The following is a 20472-nucleotide window of genomic DNA, read 5'->3' as shown; positions in this document are numbered from 1 at the left end:
TAGTTTAGGAGGGATTTTTTTATGAAAAAATTATGTTCCATCGTACTTATTTTTCTCTTATTTACATTAGCAGCTTGTACAAATGAACAAGATACTATCTCTTCACAAAAGCAACAAACTGTGAGAAAGGCGACTACAACGGTAGAAAATCAATTACAAACAGAAATTCCAAGCCAAATGAAGAAGCCATTAAAAATCGCATTAATTATGCAAATGTCCATCGGAACTTTTTCCTCTCAATATATTGAGGGTGTCAAAAAACAAGTTGAGCTATTTGGCGGCAGTGTACAAGTCTACAATTCTGATAACGATTTAGCAAAAATGGCTGCAAATTTAGATACTGCTATTAACTCAAAAGTGGATGGTATTTTAATTGATCATGGCCGTTCTGAAGCACTAAAACCTGGAGTAGAAAAAGCGTTACAAGCGAACATTCCCGTAGTTGCGTTCGATAACGATCTACGCTTGCCAGGTGTGACAATTATTGATCAAGATGACTATAGTCTTGCATGGAAATCATTAAAAACGTTAGCGGAAGATTTGAATGGACAAGGAAATATCGCAGTTGTATGGGTCGGCGGATTTGCTCCAATGGAACGTCGCAATGTTATCATTGATGCTTTTTATAAACGGTATCCAAATATAAAAGAAGTCGCAAGATTCGGTACTGCTAGTAATAACACGCCACTCGATACACAAACACAAGTAGAAGCTTTACTAAAGAAATATCCGAAAAAAGGCGATTTACAAGCTATTTTCGCTTCGTGGGATGAGTTTGCTAAAGGGACTGTTAAAGCACTTGAACAAGCTGGTCGTACAGATATAAAAGTATATGGCATTGACTTAAGTAATGAGGATTTACAACTCATGCAAAAAGAAAACTCACCTTGGACTGCTACAGCTGCAACTGATCCAGCTGAAGTAGGTAAGGTTCAAGTACGATTTTTATACAAAAAAATTGCTGGTGAACAAACGCCAGATATTTATTCACTAGAACCTTATTTAGTAAAGAAAAGTAGTTTACCAAAAGAAAATATAACAATGGATCAGTTATCAAAATATATAAACGGTTGGGGAGACTCAAAAGATGCATATTCCCCTTGGATGAAAAAATTAGAGAAGGAGAAAAAATGATGACGTTCTCTCTTCAAAACATTACACATTCTTATCATGTCGCTACACCTGTTCTAGAAGATGTTTCTATTCATATTCAAAAAGGAAAAGTACACGCTTTACTAGGCATGAACGGTGCAGGAAAAAGTACTTTACTAAAAATAGCAACTGGTGAAATTCAACCAGTTGTTGGCGATATAAAAATTGATACTCAGTCTGTTTCCTTTACTTCACCGCGCGATGCAAAAAAACATGGCATTTCTTTCGTAACACAAGAAGTAGATCACGGACTTATTCCCGGATTATCTGTATTAGAAAATGTACTAATCGATCATTTAGCAATGCAAAATAAAGTACTATTTTCAAAGTCCAAATTAGTCGCACTTGCTAAACAACATTTGCAAACTGTACAGGTAAATTTAAATGTTTCGGAAGATGTTTCAAACTGTTCATTACATGAAAAACAATTACTTCTTATCGCAAGAGCTTTATCTAACAATACAAATTACCTTTTATTAGATGAACCTACTTCTTCTCTTGGACCAAAAGAAGTTGAAACCTTTGGGAAACTATTAAAAGATTTAACATCAAAAGGAATTGGCATCCTTTTAGTTTCTCATCGTTTATCAGAGATTCGAAATTTCGCGGATGATGTAACTGTATTACATAACGGTCAAGTTGCCCTTTCTGAAACCATTACAACGATTACAGATCAACAAATTGTGGAAGCGATGACTGGAAAACAACTTACACTTCCTATTAATACCGCACCAAAAACCGGGAGCGAGGAACTATTTAAAGTACAAGAGCTTCTATTACACGAAGGTCATTCTCCCCTTTCTCTTACAATACGAAAAGGAGAAACTGTTGTGATATACGGATTAATTGGAAGTGGAAAAACAACACTTGCTGAAACGTTATTTGGTGCTCTTCATACTTATCACGCAGAAATAGACGGTCAAAAACTAACGATTAAAACACCACGAGATGCGATTAAAGCGAAAATCGCACTTGTACCAGAAGAAAGAAGAAAACAAGGCGTATTTCTTTCGGAAGATATTATAAGTCACACAAATTTACATCAATCAGGTTGGAAACGAAAACAAACCGAATTAAATGATGCTACTACAGCAATTTCTTCTTTCGGTATTTCACCAAATGACCCAAAGGCACTTATTCATTCACTTAGCGGTGGAAACCAACAAAAAGTCTCAATTGCAAAGTGGAGTGGATTCAAACCTAATCTATTTCTTTTAGACGAGCCAACTAAAGGTGTAGACATCGCTGCGAAACAAGACATTTTTCAATTCATTCGCAACATTACAGAAAACGGAAGTTCCGTAATTTATTTCACAGGAGAACAAGATGAAGCGTTGCATATCGCTGATCGCATTCTTATACTGGCAAACGGAGAATTTGTAGGTGAATACTTACCAAACGAACTATCTCCTGAACAGCTTTTACATTTATCTGAAGGGAGCTATTCCATTGAATCTCGTTCATAAAACGAAAACTAAGAAACTATATTTACCTACTCATCTTTTTTATCAATTTAGTACAATTGCTATTATTATAGGTGTTACAATTTTTTTCTCTATCGTCAATGATTCTTTTTTAACATATAACAATATTAGTGATATTTTACGTTCTATTTCCATCGTAACGTTACTTGCAATCGGCGTTACCTTTACATTGATTGTAGATGGGTTTGATTTATCAGTCGGCTCCACCGCTAGTTTAGCAACAATTGCAGCTGCTTCTTGTCTCGTTTTATATCGACAAGAACTATTAGTCACACTCCTTGTTCCTATTCTTTGCGGGTTATTAGTTGGATTATTAAATGCACTACTCGTTATCCGAATTAAACTACCCGATTTACTAGCTACATTAAGTATCATGTATATCGTCAATGGACTACACTTAACATTTTCAAAAGGATCTTCAATTTATGAAGGAATGTCCGGTGCAACAGGACATTTTATTCCATCTTTTTTATTTATCGGTCAAGGTTCCGTCTTAGGAATTCCAGTCCCTGTCATTATCATGCTTACTGTCGTTTTAATTGCACATCTATTTTTAGAAAAAACAACGTACGGTCGTTTCTTTTATATGACTGGTGGGAATCGAGAAGCTGCTAGATTAGCCGGTATTCCTACTGATCGTTACCGTGTATATGCTTATATGATTAGTGGTTTACTAGCTTCTATTGGCGGCATTATTCTATGCAGCCGCGTTGGAACAGGACAAGTTTCAGCTGGTGCTCCATTATTAATGGATGCAGTCGCAGCTGCCTATATCGGTTACGCAATGTTCGGTGCCAAAAAACCAAATATAGTCGGAACATTCCTCGGCTCGGTATTAATTGGAATTATATTAAATGGACTCACAATGATGAACGTCCCTTATTATGCACAAGATATCATTAAAGGCAGCATTTTAATTACAGCTTTAGCCTTTTCATTTATTAAAAAGAAGCGTAAATAAAAAGTAGAGCATCGAATTCGATGCTCTACTTTCCCTTTGCAACAATCACACGAACTACTTTCAAAACAAGAAGTAAAAGACCGTTCACTATCGCTGCAACCCCTAAAGAGACCGATATCATCAGCTCTCCCATTCCATTATTCAATACAAACATAGCAGAAGAAATGAAAGCCAAAATAAACAATACTAACGTTGGTATATATTTAATAACAGGCTTCTTATATGACTTTTGTGAAAGAAGAAACGTAATTACCAACGTCATAATGAAAACAAAATATACTACAAATAAGAAAATCACACGAAAGCCTCCACTATTCCTAAACTATGAAAAAGATAACAGCAATTAAAAATTATTAATATTTCTCATTCATCTGTAATTCTTTACTATACTTTTGAATGGAAACTGACGAAACAACCATTACCATTCCTACACTAAATCCAATAAGCTGATCCAGTAGCATCTCATCATGTATGAGCCAGCGAAGTAGAAATACCCCTCCAAAAATAAGCATTGCAGTAAATCCGGTATGCCTAAGTCCTTTATATACATTTTCCATATGTATCACCTCTTCACATAACATTATCCATATTATGCCATACAACCATCAAGTAACCGTATCGTCCTCTGACAATATGCAGCTACCTTTTGATCATGTGTAACAACTAGCACTGTTTTTCCTTCTTTATTAATCTCTTGTAAAATACTCATAATTTTTTCCCCATTTTCTTGATCAAGAGCACCAGTCGGTTCATCAGCAAGTATAATTTTTGTATCTTGTGCTAAAGCCCTTGCTATTGCTGTTCTTTGCTGTTCTCCTCCTGATAACTCGTAAGGATATTTGTTAATATGCCTCTCAAGCCCTACCATTTTCAGCATTTCTTTTGATATTTGCATACGTTTCTTATGAGAAATTCTTCTATATACAAGTGGAAGCATTACATTTTCAATAATCGTATAATCATCGAGTAGCGAAAAGTTTTGAAACACAAATCCAACTTCCGTGTTTCTATACTTATGATAGTTTTGCTTTAATGTACTCGTATCCATTCCATCTAAAAAATACTTTCCAGCAGAGGGGGTATCGATTAAGCCAATAATGTTAAGGAGAGTAGACTTCCCCGAACCAGAGGGGCCCATAATGGCTATCATTTCGCCTTTTTCTATTGTAAGATTAATATCTTTTAAAGCACTAAAATTATTCTTTCCAAAGCCCTTAGCCACATTTGCGAGCTGAATCATCTATAACACCTCTTTCATATATGTATTTTTTATTTTTAGTACATTGAAATAAATGATTGCATATATAACGAGGATCATTACAAGTGATAAAGCACCTATAACAACCAATGATTCTATAGAGACTTTTAACGTTCCAAAGAAAGATACTATACTATTTTCTAGCCCTTTCTGAATTTCAATTACTCCGCTATTCTCCCATTGAAAATACATTATTCCTATACATATCGCTAAAACGAATAGCAACATATACTCAATAATAAATGGAAGACATATTTGAAAAGTGCTTGCACCTAACGCTGATTTAATAGAAATATTTTTACGTTCCATATAAAGTGCTGCCATTGATGTCAATACAATAGATAGAAATGAAAAAAATAAGACTGTACCGCTTAATAATAAGGGGTATGACATATTATCAATACCTTGTTTTTCATTTTCTAACAATTTATTCGGATTTGTAACATAATACGAATAACCCTTACCTTCCGTTACCTTTAATACTTTCTTTTGAAATTCATTTATATTTATCTGCTCCTTTGTTTCTATAATTAACCCATTGTATAAAAGTTCTACACTATAGAACTCTATTTCTTCTGTTCCAATTGGTAAAATCGCCATGTCATCTAATAATGTAATACGATTATCCGATATTTCACCACTTCGAGGATATGTAAATGGTGAATTTTTTTCTAAAAAGCCAATTACTTTTAGCTTCATTTTTCCAGATGGTATAACATCACCAATAGATACCTTTTCTATATAATTAGCCCCTAATATAACAGGTCTAATATCAAATACTGATTTATGAAATTCCGATTCCTCAAAATATCTGCCTTGTGAAATTCGTATATGAAAGTACTTATTAATATCTTTATCAACAATAAGAGTCTTTATCGTTCCATTTTCTTTTTTTAAACTAAGTGAATAGTTACGGAACAAATAATTTGTTTTATTTGTTATTGGTATCGTATTAGATAACCCTTGCATGAAATGTTGATAATCATTTTTTGCTTTTTCTTCGCTAAACAATGTTATATCTTGCGTCGCATAAAGTTCATAAAAATTTTTATGAGTCGATAAATTATTTGCTACCGTCATCATTTTTCGATATCCCGAAAGATTACTAACAAATTCTATTGCTGAAGAAAATGCAATAATTAAAGAAATTACTATAATCAAACTTGGTAATAACCGTTTTTTCACAGACCGTATAGAATCAAATATAAAAAACATGAAGACCTCCTACGTTCTTAAATGTTTTCCGGGATATATATTTATAATGTGCTTGATTGGAATTACAGTAACAAACATTGTAAGAAAAATTATAAAAACAATATTACATACCAATACATATGGTGTTAACGGTTTTAATAAGTATGTCTGAAAATACGTATGAATTGTTCCAGAAAACATTTCTAACACCAGAAAAACCAACAGCATCGCCACTAGAGAAATAAACAAAATTTGAATATATAGTTCGCAGTAAATAGATATATTAGAAGCACCTACTGCTTTTTTTAATGAAATCTCTCTTTCTTTTTTATAAATCCAAAATAAAACCGCAGAAATGCCAGAAACAATTGCAACAAGAATGAATTTATAATAATACTTATTTGCTGGATCTATATGTGTCACATGTAGTTCCTGAAGATCTCGTTCATTCAGTATTTGAACATCTCCCGAAAGCACTTCTTTACTCCTATCCATAAACTTTTTTATTTCGTTATGAATAGATGATGTAGGATTAACAACTGTTAATTGTAATTGTTTACTCGCGATAATACCTTTTTTAGATATAGTAGGTAAGTTTTGAAGTGGAACGTATATACCTGCTACACCGACGTCACTGTCTTTTCTTGATATAGTTCCTATTTTTTTATATGTATCATCAAATTCATATAACTCCTCTACATTCGTTTGATCGCCAACAACCATATTGTTTACATTTTCACGATGAAAATATTGTCCTTCAGAAATATATGGCTTCCAATAATAATCATCTTTTAAGTTCACAGCTATAATCTTTGTTGCCCCTGAACTATTTAATGCTTTTAAATGCTCTACATAAATATCACTTTTAACAAAAATATCTTGTATGAAAGGAATTATCTCTTCCAATTCAGTTGCATTCGCTATCGGAACAGTTAAAATTTGATTCTTCTCTGGAAAACCGATTTGAAAAGCAGATATAAAGTTTCGTTTAGATTCTGTTAAAAGTGCGGCTATTGATATAGAAAGAAAAGAAATAAAAAATGACATAAGGAGAATTAAGAAAAACAGTTTATTGCTTTTTATATTTTTAAAAGCTAGGTACATGTCTGTGCTCCTTTTAAATAAGAAGGAGATGATGAACATCTCCTTATCCAAATATTTATAAAGACAACTGTTTAATGCTTTTTACCACTGTAATCGTAAGTTACCGTTACTATCAAAAGTACCTTTGTGTGTATCTTCTTGATAGTCATTATTCTCATTTGCATAATGCTCCGAGTATAGTCCTTTTGCACCAAAGGCGTTATATGCACCATTACTCACAGTTGCGTTTAATGCTCTTCCAGATTCATGGGACCCTAATTTGTCTGAAGCGCTTTCAATATATGAATTATTTCCATTTGATTTAATAAAAGAAATTGCTACTGAACAACGAGATGCATTTTGATTCGTAGTAGTTTGAGCTCTATAAGATAGTAGGTTACCGCTTTTGTGACCGCTTAGAGTTGGATAGAATGCACTTGTTGAGATTGATGTTGCTAATAATACTAAAGTCGTAATTGAAAAAAGTTTTCCTTTCATTAACAATCACCTCATAAATTTAATATTTTAGTAGCGCTACATCATCATAATATCCTTCAAATAAATTCTCCTCAACAAGAAACCCCGATGTTTTACAAACTCTTTAAACACTTAAACATTCATACATTTTTAAAAAGTAACGTATAAGTAGCAATATAAAAAGGCTGCAGAGAAATTCTTCTCCACAGCCTAATATTTATTTTTGCAAGAACGCCTGCAAATCTGCAAATTGCCTCTTTGCATCTTCATAGCCTTGCTCGTATAAATTTTGTAGTTTTGCTGTATCTTTTTCCATACGATCTACTTGAAGCGGCACTTCTGGGCGAATAACAAATAAATTGCCAGCTTGTTCTTCTTTTTCAATATAGTGAAGTGTTTCATTATACACTTCATAACGATTTAGCATCGTGTTAACAAGGTTCGGATATTTTTTATAAGCTTTCGCTGCAACCCATCCAAACTTTGATTTTTTCTTCGCGTAGCCATGATTTCTCGTTAAAATAACGACTGATTTTTTAAATCCATCTTCCTGTGCTTTACGAACTGGAATTGGATCAGAAATCCCGCCATCTAACAGTTGCTTGCCACGATAATTTACTACTGGTGCAATGAAAGGCAATGAACTAGACGCTTGTAATAAATTTAGCGCATCATCATTCGTGCCTTCTTTTTCAAAATAAACTGATTGCCCTGTTTCACAATCCGTCGTTCCTACAAGGAAACGTTCCGGGCTATTAAAGTATGTTTCAAAATCAAACGGCACATGCTTTTCTGGGATTTCGTGGAAAATGAAATCCATATCAAATAGCTGACGTTTTCTCCATAAGTTTTTATACGATAAATATTTCGGATGTGATGCATAATCAATATTGACCGTTTTATTTCTATTTCTTTGTCTGGAAAGATACGACGCTGCATGACAAGCACCAGCTGATACACCGATTACATATGGAAAATATAAATCTTGTTCCATAAAGTATTCTAATATCCCGCCCGTGTATACACCACGCATACCGCCGCCTTCTAATACTAACCCCGTATTTTCAAGCATGTTACTCTCTCCTCTATATATATTGACTCTTTAATTATTCACCATGTTAAGTATCTTTTTCTATTATATATGAGTTCTTTCAGAAATTATATTTAAAAGACTTGAGAAAAAGGAGTTTTTTCTTCCAATTATATTTCCAAATGACCGGAGACATCCTTTATAAACCTTTGAATAAAGTCTTGCTCTTCTTTCGTATATCCATCTAAAAGTAACAACCACTTTTCTTCAGCTTGCTTATGCAATTTTTCATGAGCTTTATATATTTCATTCCCACTCTCCGTTAAGCTGAAGAAGATTTCTTTTTGATTATCTAACATTTGCATCTTCTCAACGAATTGTTTTTGAAACAACTTTGTACAAATTTTAGAGATTGCTCCCTTCGTCATGCCCATTTCTGTCGTAATTGCCGTTACATTCATCAAACCATTTTTTCCGATACATTCGATTACATGTAACTCAGATAAAGACATACTACTTACGCCTGTCTCACGAAGAAACTTCTCATTTTGTCGTTTTAAATGTTCTTCTTTTTTATGCAAAAGTGTACGAATGTCCGACAGTATTTCCATTTGCTTCGTTGCATGCTTCAATCCGTTCGCCTCCTAAGTTTCCAAAGAAACAATTTAACTATATACCATTTTAAAACCATTTTTTCATCTTTACAAGTAAGAAAATCATGTTAAAATAAATTTAGTTTCCAAGGAAACTAAATTACAAGGAGGTTAACAAGATGAAAAAATCTAAACTAACTTTCATTTTATATGTTGTCTGTATTAGTGCCTTACTCGGTTCCTTCGCTCAAAATATTTACACACCTATCTTACCGATGATTCAAAATTCTTTTCACACTTCTCTTTATCTTGTAAATGTAACAGTTTCACTTTTCACATTCGTTCTTGCAATTATGCAGCTCGTATATGGACCTTTAATTGATACAAAAGGGAGAAAATCTGTCCTTATCCCTAGTTTAGTCATTAGTACAATTGGTTCAATCGGATGTGCTTTTTCGGCAAACATTTATTTATTTCTCTTTTTTAGAGCTGTTCAAGCTATAGGAATAGCGGCTATACCTGTAGTTTCAGCAACGATTATCGGCGATTTATTTGAAGGAAAAGAACGCGGAGAAGCGATGAGCCTATACCAAATGTTACTTGCCCTCGCACCTGCAATGGCTCCTCTCATAGGTGGTTATCTTGGCAGTATAAATGGTCACTTATCTGTATTTCTCTTTTTATCTACACTTGGCATTATCTTATTAATTATAAACATTTCACTACTCCCAGAAACAAGGCCAAATATAATTAAACAATCTAAAGCACAAAAGAATTACTCTCTTATCTTAAAAAATAAAACTGGATTTTCTATTACTCTTATTGGCTTCATTCAATTTTGTATTTACTTTTGCTTTCTCGTTTTTTTACCGAGTATTTTAACAAATTCATTTCATTTAACTGTAAATAAAATTGGTCTTATGTTTGTACCAATGTCTCTTTCTATCATGCTAGGAAGTTTTTGCTACAAGTTTTTGCAAAAACGACTCACAACAAAGCAAGCTTTATTTATTACGAGTTTCTTCAATATTATATGTGTCGTTTTATTCTCTTTCACATATAGCATCAATATCCCATTCATTATTATCGTTACATCTTTGTACGGTTTTAGTATGGGACTTTCTATGCCAACTCACACTACTTTATTAACAGAAGAATTCGTACAAGAACGCGCAACAGCTATCGGTATGTACAACTTCATCCGCTATCTTGGTATGGGCACAGGGCCACTTATAGGTGGATTTCTTTTATTTAACCAAAATTACTTTTGGATTTTCTTCCTAGGCGCAATTATGTTTTTACTTGTAATCTTATATACAATGAAAATGCTAAGTTTTCATTCTGTACAAAAAGCAAAATAGAGCCCCCAAAAAGGTCGGCTCTATTTATCCTCTTTGATCCGCAACAATATGAATATCAATATACTTTGTTTGTCTCATAATTTCATTTACAATAGAGCCTTTTCGTATTTCTTCCCACCTTGTTCTAGCCGATTGTCCAAGTAAAATTTGCGTCACCTGTAATCTTTTTGCCACTTCAATAATAACATCTGCTGGCTTTCTTCCCTTTGCTTCTTCTAATACAAAACTTGCATCAAATTGATTCGTTAGCAACTTCCACTCTTCAATCGTCTGCTTTTTTCCAGCTGAAATAGAATCTATATTTTCCCTCTCAACGTTTAATACGTACAATTCAGCGTTTAACCGATCAGCCATGCGCCATCCCCGTCTTATTAATTTCTCCGCTGTTGAACTGTATTGTACACAAACGAGAATTTTTTCTTTCACTCCGATTGGTTCTATCACTGTTTGACTAATCTTTTCGTCCATATCGTCAGCGACTTCACGAAGCGATAATTCCCTAAGTGCTCCTAAATTATTAAGCGTAAAGAAATTTTGTAAGCTTTGCTGAATTTTTTCTTCTTTATATATCTTTCCGTCTATTAACCTCTTCCGAAGTACTTCCGGTGTTGCATCAACGAGCTGAATTTCATTTGCTTTTTGTAAAATAAAATCTGGAATTCGTTCTCTTACTTTTACATTCGTAATTTGAGCTACAATATCATGAACACTTTCTAAATGTTGAATATTAAAAGCTGATAATACCGATATACCAGCCTCTAACAATTCCTGCACATCCATATAACGTTTTTTATGCTTAGAACCAGGAACATTACTATGCGCAAGTTCATCCACTACGACTACTTGCGGCGCGCGTTTTTTTATTCCTTCCACATCAAGCTCATAAAATACCTTTCCTTTATACTGTATTTCTTTCAAAGGAACTTTTTCTAAATCAGCAATTGCTTCTGCCGTCTCTTTTCTTCCATGCGTTTCAATTAAACCAATTACAATATCAATTCCATCTTTTTTCATTTCCCTTGCATCAAAGAGCATTTTATAACTTTTTCCTACGCCTGGAGCTGCTCCTACATATAACTTTAACTTTCCGCGATTTTGCTGACGAATATATTCTAAATATTCCTCTGGCGTTCGCCTTTGAAACTTCGGTTCATAATCATCTGCATACAAAATAAACACTACCTTTCATTCGAAACAACGCTACCTCAATCCGTTAGATTGAGGTAGCACTGTTACTATTTCATTAATTCCTGTAATGCCAAATTTAGCTTTAAGACGTTTACGCGGGTCTCTCCAAATAAACCAAGCGCAGCACCTTCTGTTTGATCTTTAATCAATTGATTAAGTTTTTCTTTCGGAATATTCGTTAATTTCGATATGCGATCCACCTGCACAGAAGCTGCCTTCGGACTAATATCAGGATCAAGCCCTGAACCTGAATTTGTCACTAAATCAATCGGTACTTCTGTAACTGGAACGCTCGGATTTTGTTTCTTCCACTCTTCAATACTTTTCTCTACTCGTTTCTCTAAATCTGGATTAGATGGTGCATAGTTATTTGAACCAGATGCTTCAGCCTTATATTCAATACTAGAAACACGCCCTTGAAAATAACGTGGATCCGTGAAGTTTTGCCCGATTAATTTAGAACCAATCACTTCATTTTTATCATTATATATTAGACTTCCATCCGCATTATCCTTCATCACGGCTTGTGCAATACCAGTAACAATAAGCGGGTATACAAGTCCGCACAACACTAGAAATGTAAAAGTAATACGGATAATTGGTGATAGTATACTTTGTTTCTTCTCCATCTTTTTCCCCTCTTCCTTATATGAACAAGCCGACAATTATATCAATTACTTTAATTCCAATGAACGGAACGATAACTCCGCCAAGCCCATAAATAAGTAAGTTTCGGCTAAGCAATGCATTAGAACTCATCGGTTTATATGCAATACCTTTCATCGCTAACGGAATGAGTAATGGAATAATAACAGCGTTAAATATTAATGCTGATAAAATCGCTGACAGTGGTGATGTTAATTTCATAATGTTCAATGCCTCCATTTGCGGAATCGCAAGTGTAAACATTGCTGGAATGATTGCAAAATATTTTGCTATATCATTTGCAATACTAAACGTCGTTAAAGCACCTCGCGTCATTAACAATTGCTTACCGATTCCTACAACCTCAATAATTTTCGTTGGATTCGAGTCTAGATCAATCATGTTTGCCGCTTCTTTCGCTGCTGTCGTACCACTGTTCATCGCTAATCCAACGTCCGCCTGTGCTAATGCTGGAGCATCATTTGTACCATCACCTGTCATCGCTACAAGTTTCCCTTTATCTTGCTCTGCTTTAATGACAGCAATTTTATCTTCCGGTTTACACTCGGCAACGAATTCATCTACTCCAGCTTCTTTTGCAATGGTTGCTGCTGTTAACGGATTATCACCTGTACACATAACCGTTTTAATCCCCATTTGGCGTAACTGTTCAAAACGCTCACGCATACCCGGTTTTACTGTATCCTTTAAATAAATTAAACCGTAAATACGATTATCTACTGCAACTACAAGTGGTGTTCCGCCCTCTTTTGAAATTAAGTCTGCTTTTTGATTTACATCTTTCGGAATTGTTCCGCCTTGTGACTCAACCCATTCAATAACGGCACCTACAGCACCTTTTCTCACTTTTGTTCCGTCTTGTAAATCAACACCACTCATTCTCGTTTCTGCTTTAAACGGAACAAACTCACCTTGTTCTGCAAGTTCTCTATTATATGATATAGATTTTCCCTGCACATACTCGATAACAGATCGACCTTCTGGTGTTTCATCTAAAACAGAACTAATAGCGGCCCACTTTCCAACTTGCTCAATCGTTTCATTTCCTACAGGCAATAATGTATGAGCCATTCGGTTCCCAAAAGTAATTGTACCTGTTTTATCTAAAATAATTGTATTAATATCGCCCGCAGCTTCTACTGCTTTCCCTGACATCGCTAGCACGTTAAATTTTGTCACCCGATCCATCCCCGCAATACCAATCGCTGATAGCAAACCACCAATTGTCGTTGGAATTAAACATACTAACAACGCTACAAGTACAGCAGTATCAATTTGAAAACCTAAATAATTTGTAAAAATCGGCAACGTCACAACGACGATTAAGAAAATAAGAGTTAAGCTCGTTAATACTGTATTTAAAGCAATCTCATTCGGCGTTTTTTGACGAGCAGCTCCTTCTACTAAAGAAATCATTTTATCGATAAATGATTCACCAGGATTACTCGTAATGACAATTGTAATTTCATCACTTACGACCATCGTTCCACCTGTTACGGAACAAAAATCACCGCCTGCTTCTTTTATAACAGGAGCTGATTCACCTGTAATTGCAGATTCATCTACAGATGCTAATCCTTTGATTACTTCACCATCACTTGGAATCATTTCTCCTTGTTTTACGATAACAACGTCACCTTTTCTAAGATCAGTTGCTGAAACTTGGACAATGTCTCCATTTTCTTTTACTACATTTGCAAACACATCTTTCTTCGACTGCTTTAAAGAATCGGCTTGCGCTTTACCACGACCTTCTGCTAATGCTTCTGCAAAATTCGCAAATAAAACTGTAAATAATAGAATGAGAGAAACTGTTATATTAAACCATCCTGGTATACTACTAGAACTACTTGGAAGAAAAGATAAAATGAACGTAATGATAAATCCAATTTCCACAACGAACATAATCGGATTCTTTATCATGACTTTCGGATTCAATTTCGCAACGGATTGCTTCATCGCATGTGTTACGATATCACGATCCATCGTTTTCGCTTGTCTAACTTCATCTTCTACAGCATGTATTTGTGACTCATTTAATTGTTTTTCTTTTACTACTACCGGTCTCATCATTTACCCTCCATTACTTCAATGTAAGAAATTCTGCAATTGGACCGAGTACTAACATCGGGAAGAATGTTAATGCACCGACAATTACAATTGTTCCGATGAAGATGCCACCAAATAAACTATTATCTGTACGGAACGTTCCGACTGTTTCTGGCACTACCGTTTTTTCTTTCAATGAAGCTGCCACAGCTAGCATCGTAATTAAACTGAAGTAACGTCCTAAAAACATAACTAAACCAGTCGTAATATTCCAAAACGGTGTATTATCTCCTAATCCTTCAAATCCAGATCCGTTATTCGCAGCTGACGATGTATATTCATATACCACTTGCGTCAAACCGTGGAAACCGGAATGAGAAATAGCATCCGTCCCTAAATTTGTTGAAAGAGCTAATGCCGAAAATCCTAAAATGAGCAATGGATGAAATAAAATCGTGACCGCGATTAATTTCATTTCCTTACCTTCAATCTTTTTACCTAAAAACTCTGGTGTCCGTCCAACCATTAACCCAGATATAAACACCGCGATAATTGCATACATAATAATGTTTACAAAACCTGCTCCAACGCCGCCATACACAGTATTTAACATCATATTTACAAGCGGAACTAAACCGCCAATTGGTGTTAACGTATCATGCATCGTATTAACAGCGCCTGTTTCAGCAGCTGTCGTTACCGTTGCGTATAGTGAAGAAAATACTGTTCCAAATCGTACTTCTTTCCCTTCTGTACTTCCTTGTACATGTTCGATACCCATTCCATTTAATGCCGGGTTCCCGTTTAGTTCAGATGTCGTAATCGTTATAAACCCTAGTAAAAATACCATAAATAGTGACACGAAAAGGATGCGGCCTTGTTTTTTATTTCCGACCATTCGTCCGTACGTAAATGGAAGTGCTGTTGGTAATAACATCATAAGCATCATTTGCAAAATATTACTCATTTGTCCTGGATTTTCGAAAGGATGCGTAGAATTTGCTCCGAAAAATCCACCGCCGTTATTTCCAAGTTCCTTAATGGAAACGAATGATGCAACAGGTCCACGTAAAATACTTTGCTTTGCACCTTCAATCGTTTGTGCTGTAACCGCCCCATCTAACGTTTGTGGTACGCCAAGTGCGACAAAAACTAGTGCCGCAATAAATGCAATAGGAAGAAACACTCTCGTTAACGCTCTCGTAAAATCAACGAAAAAGTTACCAAGTTCTTTTCCAGCAAGTCCTCTTATAAAAGCCATAACGAGCGCTAATGTCGTTGCTGGTGCCGCAAACATTAAAAATGTAATCCCGATTAATTGTGATAAATAGGATAAACCATTTTCACCGCTATAATGCTGTAAATTTGTATCAGCCATAAAACTAATCGCTGTATTAAAAGCGAGCGTAGGCTCCATCCCTTCAATATGTGCTGGATTTAGCGGCAGCACACCTTGTAATCTGAAAATGAAGTATACGACAACGATCATAAATCCATTTAATAAAACTAATGATAATGCGTACTGTTTCCACGTTTGATTGTATGCTTTTACACCCGTAATTTTAAAAATAAGTTTTTCAAAAGGCCCGAATACTTTATCTAACGTTTTGCTACCTTGAAAAGCTTTTTCTAAATAAATCCCCGTTGGCTTTGCTACTAAAATAAACAAGAGCATTGTAATAATGACTGCAACCCAAATCATAATGAATGATTCCCCCTAATTAAAACTTCTCTGGATTTAATAATGCATACACTAAATACACTGTAATTGCTGCGACAATAACCGATAAGACAATCATCATGATTGCTTTCCTTCTTTCACAACTTTATCTGACCAACTTGCAAGACTTGCCATCGATGCAACTAATAAAATAAAAATCCCGACCATTACAACATCTAACATAACTATCCCTCTCTTTTTGTTAAAATTTACCATTTAAATATTAAAAAAGAACACTGAGCTCTACTCAGTGTTCAAAAAATGAACAACAAAAAGTAAACCTCCTCTCTAAACGCTTACGAGGTTAGCTGTCGGATTCGGGCCTAAAGAGTAGCCCTACTTTCAAAACTGAAAGATTCACCCCAAGTGACGATGCACAAAATTGGTTCCCCCGCTCCATTTCTGGAACTCAGCGATTTTAGGTTTTTTTGGAAATTTTATGAATGATTTATGAGAGTAAATATACTCCTCTATATTTCACTTGTAAAGGGGTAAATTACTGAAAATAATAATATTTACATTCATTTAAACGCTTACATTGAAGATTATTACTGTTATTTCATCTATTTTCTTTATTTCTCTTTTCTTTTCTTAAAAATGACCTTTTAAATATGAAATAAAAAAAGCGAATGACATGAAGTGCATAGCTTGTTGCACTCAGCATTCGCTCTTTTTTATTCAACCTTTATTCTCCTCGTAAAAATGCACGTAAATTTCTCCCGCGAATATAAACTTGTGTCAATTCTGCATGTAGCTGCTCATACTCGGTAATATCTACCTCTAAATACAAAGCATCTTTTGATGGTAATATAATATACGGCCCTGGAAAAAGGGGATCGATCTGAACCAATTCTTGAACTCGCTCTACCGATACTGCCCAACGATTTGCTATATCTCCAAGTAATAGTACCTTCATCATTTCTTCCCCCGCCCTATTCAAAAAATAAAAAAGAAATATTATCACAATTTGTAAACACGACAAACTTAGCTCCAATTGTTTCATAGAGCCTCGCTGGATATCGTTTATTCCTTGTAACAACAGTAATAGGTGCTTGAAAAGAAAAGCGAATGTGTTCTGTGAAAAAACTAACGATTGGAAGCTCATCCCCTAGTAAAATCACCTTCTTAATACACTCACAAATACTAGTAAAGTCCTGCTCCTTACTGCAGCTATAAGTCCAATCAAACCCACAATTCCTAACTTCAGCCGCTATCTCTTCATTTGCTGTAAAAATAATTAACTCATGTTGAAATGATACTAAATCTCTTAAACTATTTACCTTACTTTCTTCTCCAACACAAATAAGTGTTAGTTCCATGTACCTCATCCTCCTTAGTATAAAAGAAATCAAACATAGATTGATATTCCCCTATACTAATCAGATCGATGAAGTGATGTATCCATCATGGCACCGTCCTCTCTCAAGACGCTTACGAAGTTAGCTGTCGGATTCGGACTTTGAGAGTAGCCCTACTTTCAAACTTGAAAGATTCACCCCTAGTGACACTGCACAAATTGGTTCCTCCGCTCCATATAATTGGACTCAGCGTTTACAAAAAAATGTATTCTGGCTGATATATTACTCCTGTATTTTGAAAAAGTAAACAGAAAAAAAGCCAGTTATAAAACTGGCTTTTCACTTATCTATACACGCGTTCTATTCACTTTATACGCAAAATGATTCGTCGGTCCATGACCACTACCAATATTCAATGGCTCTTCAATTGCTATACTAATAAATCGTTTTGCTTCTTGAACAGCATCTTCAATTGAGTATCCTTTCGCAAGTCCTGCTGTAACCGCTGAAGCAAATGTACACCCACTTCCATGCGTTTGCTTTGAAGGAATTCGCTCGCTTCTAAACTCAATAAATTCTTCTCCATCAAAGAGGAAATCAATTACTTCATTCCCTTGATATTCTGCATGTCCGCCCTTCATAAGCACATATTTAGCACCTAATTTGTGCAATACTTTTGCAGCTTCCTTACTATCTTCAACATTATGAATCTCCACCCCAGTTAACACTTCTGCTTCTGGGACATTCGGTGTTATAACAGTTGCTACTGGTAATAAATATTCTTTTAATGCTTGAACTGCTTCTTGCTGTAATAATGATGCACCGCCTTTTGCAATCATAACGGGATCTAGCACAATATTATTCCAGCCAAACTTTTTAATTTGTTCTGCAACAATTTGAATTATTTCACTACTAAATAACATTCCTAGTTTCACTGCATCTGGTGTTACATCCGTACCAATTGAATTCAGCTGTTCTGTAATACCTTCTAATGGAACAGGATATACCCCTTGAACGCCAAGCGTGTTTTGAGCAGTAATTGCCGTAATAGCCGTCATTCCGTATACACCAAGCTCTTGGAATGTTTTTAAATCTGCCTGAATTCCAGCACCGCCGCCGCTATCAGACCCTGCAATTGTTAAAGCTTTATTCACTTTCATCCCACTCATCCTTTTCTATCCAAAATAGCGATGATAAATTGTTTTTGCTTCGCTTATATCTTTCGTTCCATGTACGAGCACACGGCCATCTTTAAAGGCTACTAACCTCTTGTCTTCAACAGAAAATGATAGTAAATATGGATTTATATTTAAATCATTTACACGACCTTCCAACAACTCTTTATATTGTTCAAAATTCATTTCATCTTTATGAGGTGGTCTAATTTGAACTGTATTTCGCCCGCATAAAACTGCTGTTTTTGATGTGTTTTCTTTATTTAAATACGGATATAATGCATTCTCTCCGCATGAAGGACAATTATGCTGGCGAAGTTTTTGCACATTCATACATGAATACTCATTCTTCCACATATCAAACGATACAAGCCCATCTCGAAGTGATTCGTAATCTTCTACTAACAGTTTAAGAGCTTCTGTTACTTGATGAGAAACGACAAGAGATACAGCAGGTGATATAATACCCGCTGTATCACATGTTGCCCCGCCAAGCGGAATCGACTGTAATAAACATGATAAACATGGTGTTTTACTAGGAAGGATTGTGTAAGAAAGACCGTAACTACCTACACATGCACCGTAAATCCATGGAATAGAATATTTTTGTGATATATCATTTACAATAAAGCGCGTTTCGAAATTATCAGTCGCATCAATAATTACATCAACATTTATAACAAGTTCTTCTAGCTCTTCAGCTGTTACATCTTGAACGAGAGCTTCTATTGTTACATCACTATTAATCTCTTCTAAACGTTTTTTAGCCGCTATAGCTTTTGGAAGATTATTCTTTACGTCGCTCTCTGCATACAATTGTTGTCTTTGTAAATTACTCCAATCTACATAATCACGGTCAACAATTGTTATCTTGCCAACACCTGCTCTTACAAACATCTCTGCATTTGCACTACCTAATGCACCTGCACCGATAATAAGCACATGCTTTTCTCTTATCTTTTGCTGTCCTTCTTCTCCAATTGGAGAAAATAGTTCTTGGCGAGAATATCGATTATTCAACTACGCTCATTCCTTCTAAAGGACTACTTGCAGTTGCACAACGCTTACGTGCAATGCGACCTGCTTCAAATCCTAAACGGCCTGCTTCAATACTTAATTTCATTGCTTGTGCCATTTTAATAGGATCTTTTGCTCCTGATACAGCTGTATTTAATAACACGCCATCTGCTCCTAATTCCATTGCAAATGCCGCATCAGCTGGGCTACCAATACCGGCATCAACGATAACTGGTACTGTCGCTTGTTCAATAATGAAGCTCAAATTTAATGGATTTACAATACCAAGTCCTGATCCGATTGGAGATGCTCCTGGCATAATCGCATGCACGCCAAGCTCTTGTAATTTACGTGCTAATACAACATCATCAGATGTATACGGAAGTACGATAAATCCTTCTTCCAGTAACATTTCAGATGCCTTTAATGTTTCTACCGGATCAGGTAATAACGTTCTATCATCACCAATAACTTCTACCTTTATCATGTCACAAAGCCCAGAAGCTTTTGCTAATTTTGCAATACGAACAGCCTCTTCAGCGTTTTTTGCTCCTGCTGTATTTGGTAATAACGTATATTTTTTCACATCAAGTTTCTCTAATAAATTAGGTTGCTTTGCATCAAAGATATCCATACGACGTACTGCAAACGTTAAAATTTCAGCTTCAGAAACGTCAATTGCCTTTTGCTGTACGTCAAAATCAGGGAATTTACCTGTTCCTAATAAAAGTCTAGAATGAAATGAAAATGGTCCAATGTTTAACAT

Annotated in this window: 23 protein-coding genes and 2 riboswitches; of the genes, 4 read left to right on the top strand and 19 right to left on the bottom strand. The window is 35.2% G+C overall.

Going from position 1 to position 20472, the window contains the following annotated elements; genetic code table 11:
• Window positions 1-21: 21 nt before the first annotated feature.
• From ACX9TM_RS04020 to ACX9TM_RS04010, 3 genes are read left to right on the top strand one after another with little or no spacing between them, the layout of a single operon-like run.
• Entirely contained in the window at window positions 22-1134 is a 1113-nt protein-coding gene (locus tag ACX9TM_RS04020) for a sugar ABC transporter substrate-binding protein (RefSeq protein ID WP_016125488.1), read from the top strand.
• Window positions 1131-2618 (top strand): sugar ABC transporter ATP-binding protein, encoded by a 1488-nt coding sequence (locus tag ACX9TM_RS04015; RefSeq protein WP_063220073.1) that lies wholly within the window; start codon window positions 1131-1133, stop codon window positions 2616-2618. The genes ACX9TM_RS04020 and ACX9TM_RS04015 overlap by 4 nt, the downstream gene beginning before the upstream one ends.
• Entirely contained in the window at window positions 2602-3597 is a 996-nt protein-coding gene (locus ACX9TM_RS04010) for an ABC transporter permease (RefSeq protein ID WP_001054980.1), read from the top strand. Before ACX9TM_RS04015 ends, ACX9TM_RS04010 begins: the two co-directional genes overlap by 17 nt.
• 25 nt (window positions 3598-3622) lie before the next feature.
• Here ACX9TM_RS04010 and ACX9TM_RS04005 read toward each other — a convergent pair whose 3' ends face one another.
• The 8 genes from ACX9TM_RS04005 to ACX9TM_RS03970 all read right to left on the bottom strand — a co-directional run bounded on the left by ACX9TM_RS04005 (window position 3623) and on the right by ACX9TM_RS03970 (window position 9271).
• Window positions 3623-3895: a hypothetical protein gene (locus ACX9TM_RS04005; RefSeq protein ID WP_000576483.1), complete on the bottom strand. Its 273-nt coding sequence runs from the start codon at window positions 3893-3895 to the stop codon at window positions 3623-3625.
• Window positions 3896-3950: 55 nt separating this feature from the next.
• Window positions 3951-4178, bottom strand: a complete 228-nt coding sequence (locus tag ACX9TM_RS04000; protein WP_002195168.1) for a hypothetical protein — start codon at window positions 4176-4178, stop codon at window positions 3951-3953.
• Window positions 4179-4186: 8 nt separating this feature from the next.
• A complete protein-coding gene (locus ACX9TM_RS03995) occupies window positions 4187-4837 on the bottom strand; it encodes an ABC transporter ATP-binding protein (RefSeq protein ID WP_063220047.1) in 651 nt (216 codons plus the stop codon).
• Window positions 4838-6070: an ABC transporter permease gene (locus ACX9TM_RS03990; RefSeq protein ID WP_063220046.1), complete on the bottom strand. Its 1233-nt coding sequence runs from the start codon at window positions 6068-6070 to the stop codon at window positions 4838-4840.
• 9 nt (window positions 6071-6079) lie between these two features.
• On the bottom strand, window positions 6080-7153 hold the full coding sequence (locus tag ACX9TM_RS03985) for an ABC transporter permease (protein ID WP_000280225.1): 1074 nt from the start codon (window positions 7151-7153) through the stop codon (window positions 6080-6082).
• Window positions 7154-7234: 81 nt separating this feature from the next.
• Window positions 7235-7630 (bottom strand): hypothetical protein, encoded by a 396-nt coding sequence (locus tag ACX9TM_RS03980; RefSeq protein ID WP_063220045.1) that lies wholly within the window; start codon window positions 7628-7630, stop codon window positions 7235-7237.
• A gap of 196 nt (window positions 7631-7826) precedes the next feature.
• On the bottom strand, window positions 7827-8681 hold the full coding sequence (locus tag ACX9TM_RS03975; protein WP_000892677.1) for a patatin-like phospholipase family protein: 855 nt from the start codon (window positions 8679-8681) through the stop codon (window positions 7827-7829).
• 128 nt (window positions 8682-8809) lie between these two features.
• Window positions 8810-9271 carry a MarR family transcriptional regulator gene (locus tag ACX9TM_RS03970; RefSeq protein ID WP_000679681.1) on the bottom strand — a complete coding sequence of 154 codons (462 nt, stop codon included), beginning with the start codon at window positions 9269-9271 and terminating at the stop codon, window positions 8810-8812.
• Between the two features lie 140 nt (window positions 9272-9411).
• Between ACX9TM_RS03970 and ACX9TM_RS03965 the strand changes: the two genes are divergently transcribed.
• Window positions 9412-10593: an MFS transporter gene (locus tag ACX9TM_RS03965; protein ID WP_065212395.1), complete on the top strand. Its 1182-nt coding sequence runs from the start codon at window positions 9412-9414 to the stop codon at window positions 10591-10593.
• 24 nt (window positions 10594-10617) lie between these two features.
• Here the strand turns inward: ACX9TM_RS03965 and kdpDN are convergent, their stop codons facing one another.
• The 11 genes from kdpDN to thiG all read right to left on the bottom strand — a co-directional run bounded on the left by kdpDN (window position 10618) and on the right by thiG (window position 20472).
• Window positions 10618-11772: a KdpD-like non-kinase potassium sensor gene (gene kdpDN, locus ACX9TM_RS03960; RefSeq protein WP_072769987.1), complete on the bottom strand. Its 1155-nt coding sequence runs from the start codon at window positions 11770-11772 to the stop codon at window positions 10618-10620.
• A 56-nt stretch (window positions 11773-11828) separates the two neighbouring features.
• The gene (kdpC, locus tag ACX9TM_RS03955; RefSeq protein WP_000412608.1) at window positions 11829-12410 is read right to left on the bottom strand and encodes a K(+)-transporting ATPase subunit C; all 582 of its coding nucleotides are present in this window, start codon (window positions 12408-12410) and stop codon (window positions 11829-11831) included.
• A 16-nt stretch (window positions 12411-12426) separates the two neighbouring features.
• Window positions 12427-14517: a potassium-transporting ATPase subunit KdpB gene (gene kdpB / locus ACX9TM_RS03950; protein WP_001248003.1), complete on the bottom strand. Its 2091-nt coding sequence runs from the start codon at window positions 14515-14517 to the stop codon at window positions 12427-12429.
• Window positions 14518-14530: 13 nt separating this feature from the next.
• On the bottom strand, window positions 14531-16198 hold the full coding sequence (gene kdpA / locus ACX9TM_RS03945) for a potassium-transporting ATPase subunit KdpA (RefSeq protein WP_000638330.1): 1668 nt from the start codon (window positions 16196-16198) through the stop codon (window positions 14531-14533).
• A 19-nt stretch (window positions 16199-16217) separates the two neighbouring features.
• Window positions 16218-16295: a K(+)-transporting ATPase subunit F gene (gene kdpF / locus ACX9TM_RS03940; RefSeq protein ID WP_223153441.1), complete on the bottom strand. Its 78-nt coding sequence runs from the start codon at window positions 16293-16295 to the stop codon at window positions 16218-16220.
• A complete protein-coding gene (locus ACX9TM_RS03935) occupies window positions 16295-16399 on the bottom strand; it encodes a SipW-dependent-type signal peptide-containing protein (protein WP_000887894.1) in 105 nt (34 codons plus the stop codon). The genes kdpF and ACX9TM_RS03935 overlap by 1 nt, the downstream gene beginning before the upstream one ends.
• A 96-nt stretch (window positions 16400-16495) precedes the next feature.
• Window positions 16496-16641: riboswitch (cyclic di-AMP (ydaO/yuaA leader) on the bottom strand.
• A gap of 260 nt (window positions 16642-16901) precedes the next feature.
• A complete protein-coding gene (locus tag ACX9TM_RS03930; protein WP_001985933.1) occupies window positions 16902-17135 on the bottom strand; it encodes a hypothetical protein in 234 nt (77 codons plus the stop codon).
• Between the two features lie 13 nt (window positions 17136-17148).
• Entirely contained in the window at window positions 17149-17535 is a 387-nt protein-coding gene (locus ACX9TM_RS03925; RefSeq protein ID WP_000424090.1) for a hypothetical protein, read from the bottom strand.
• Between the two features lie 93 nt (window positions 17536-17628).
• Window positions 17629-17776, bottom strand: a riboswitch (cyclic di-AMP (ydaO/yuaA leader).
• An 85-nt stretch (window positions 17777-17861) separates the two neighbouring features.
• The gene (gene thiD, locus ACX9TM_RS03920; protein WP_000867388.1) at window positions 17862-18674 is read right to left on the bottom strand and encodes a bifunctional hydroxymethylpyrimidine kinase/phosphomethylpyrimidine kinase; all 813 of its coding nucleotides are present in this window, start codon (window positions 18672-18674) and stop codon (window positions 17862-17864) included.
• A 15-nt stretch (window positions 18675-18689) separates the two neighbouring features.
• A complete protein-coding gene (gene thiF / locus ACX9TM_RS03915) occupies window positions 18690-19709 on the bottom strand; it encodes a thiazole biosynthesis adenylyltransferase ThiF (protein WP_001065417.1) in 1020 nt (339 codons plus the stop codon).
• Window positions 19702-20472, bottom strand: a complete 771-nt coding sequence (gene thiG, locus ACX9TM_RS03910; protein WP_000931981.1) for a thiazole synthase — start codon at window positions 20470-20472, stop codon at window positions 19702-19704. Before thiG ends, thiF begins: the two co-directional genes overlap by 8 nt.

This window comes from Bacillus sp. LH1 (assembly GCF_057924895.1).
The sequence above is the reverse complement of the archived record's forward strand: the minus strand, read 5'-3'. Positions and strand labels throughout refer to the sequence as shown.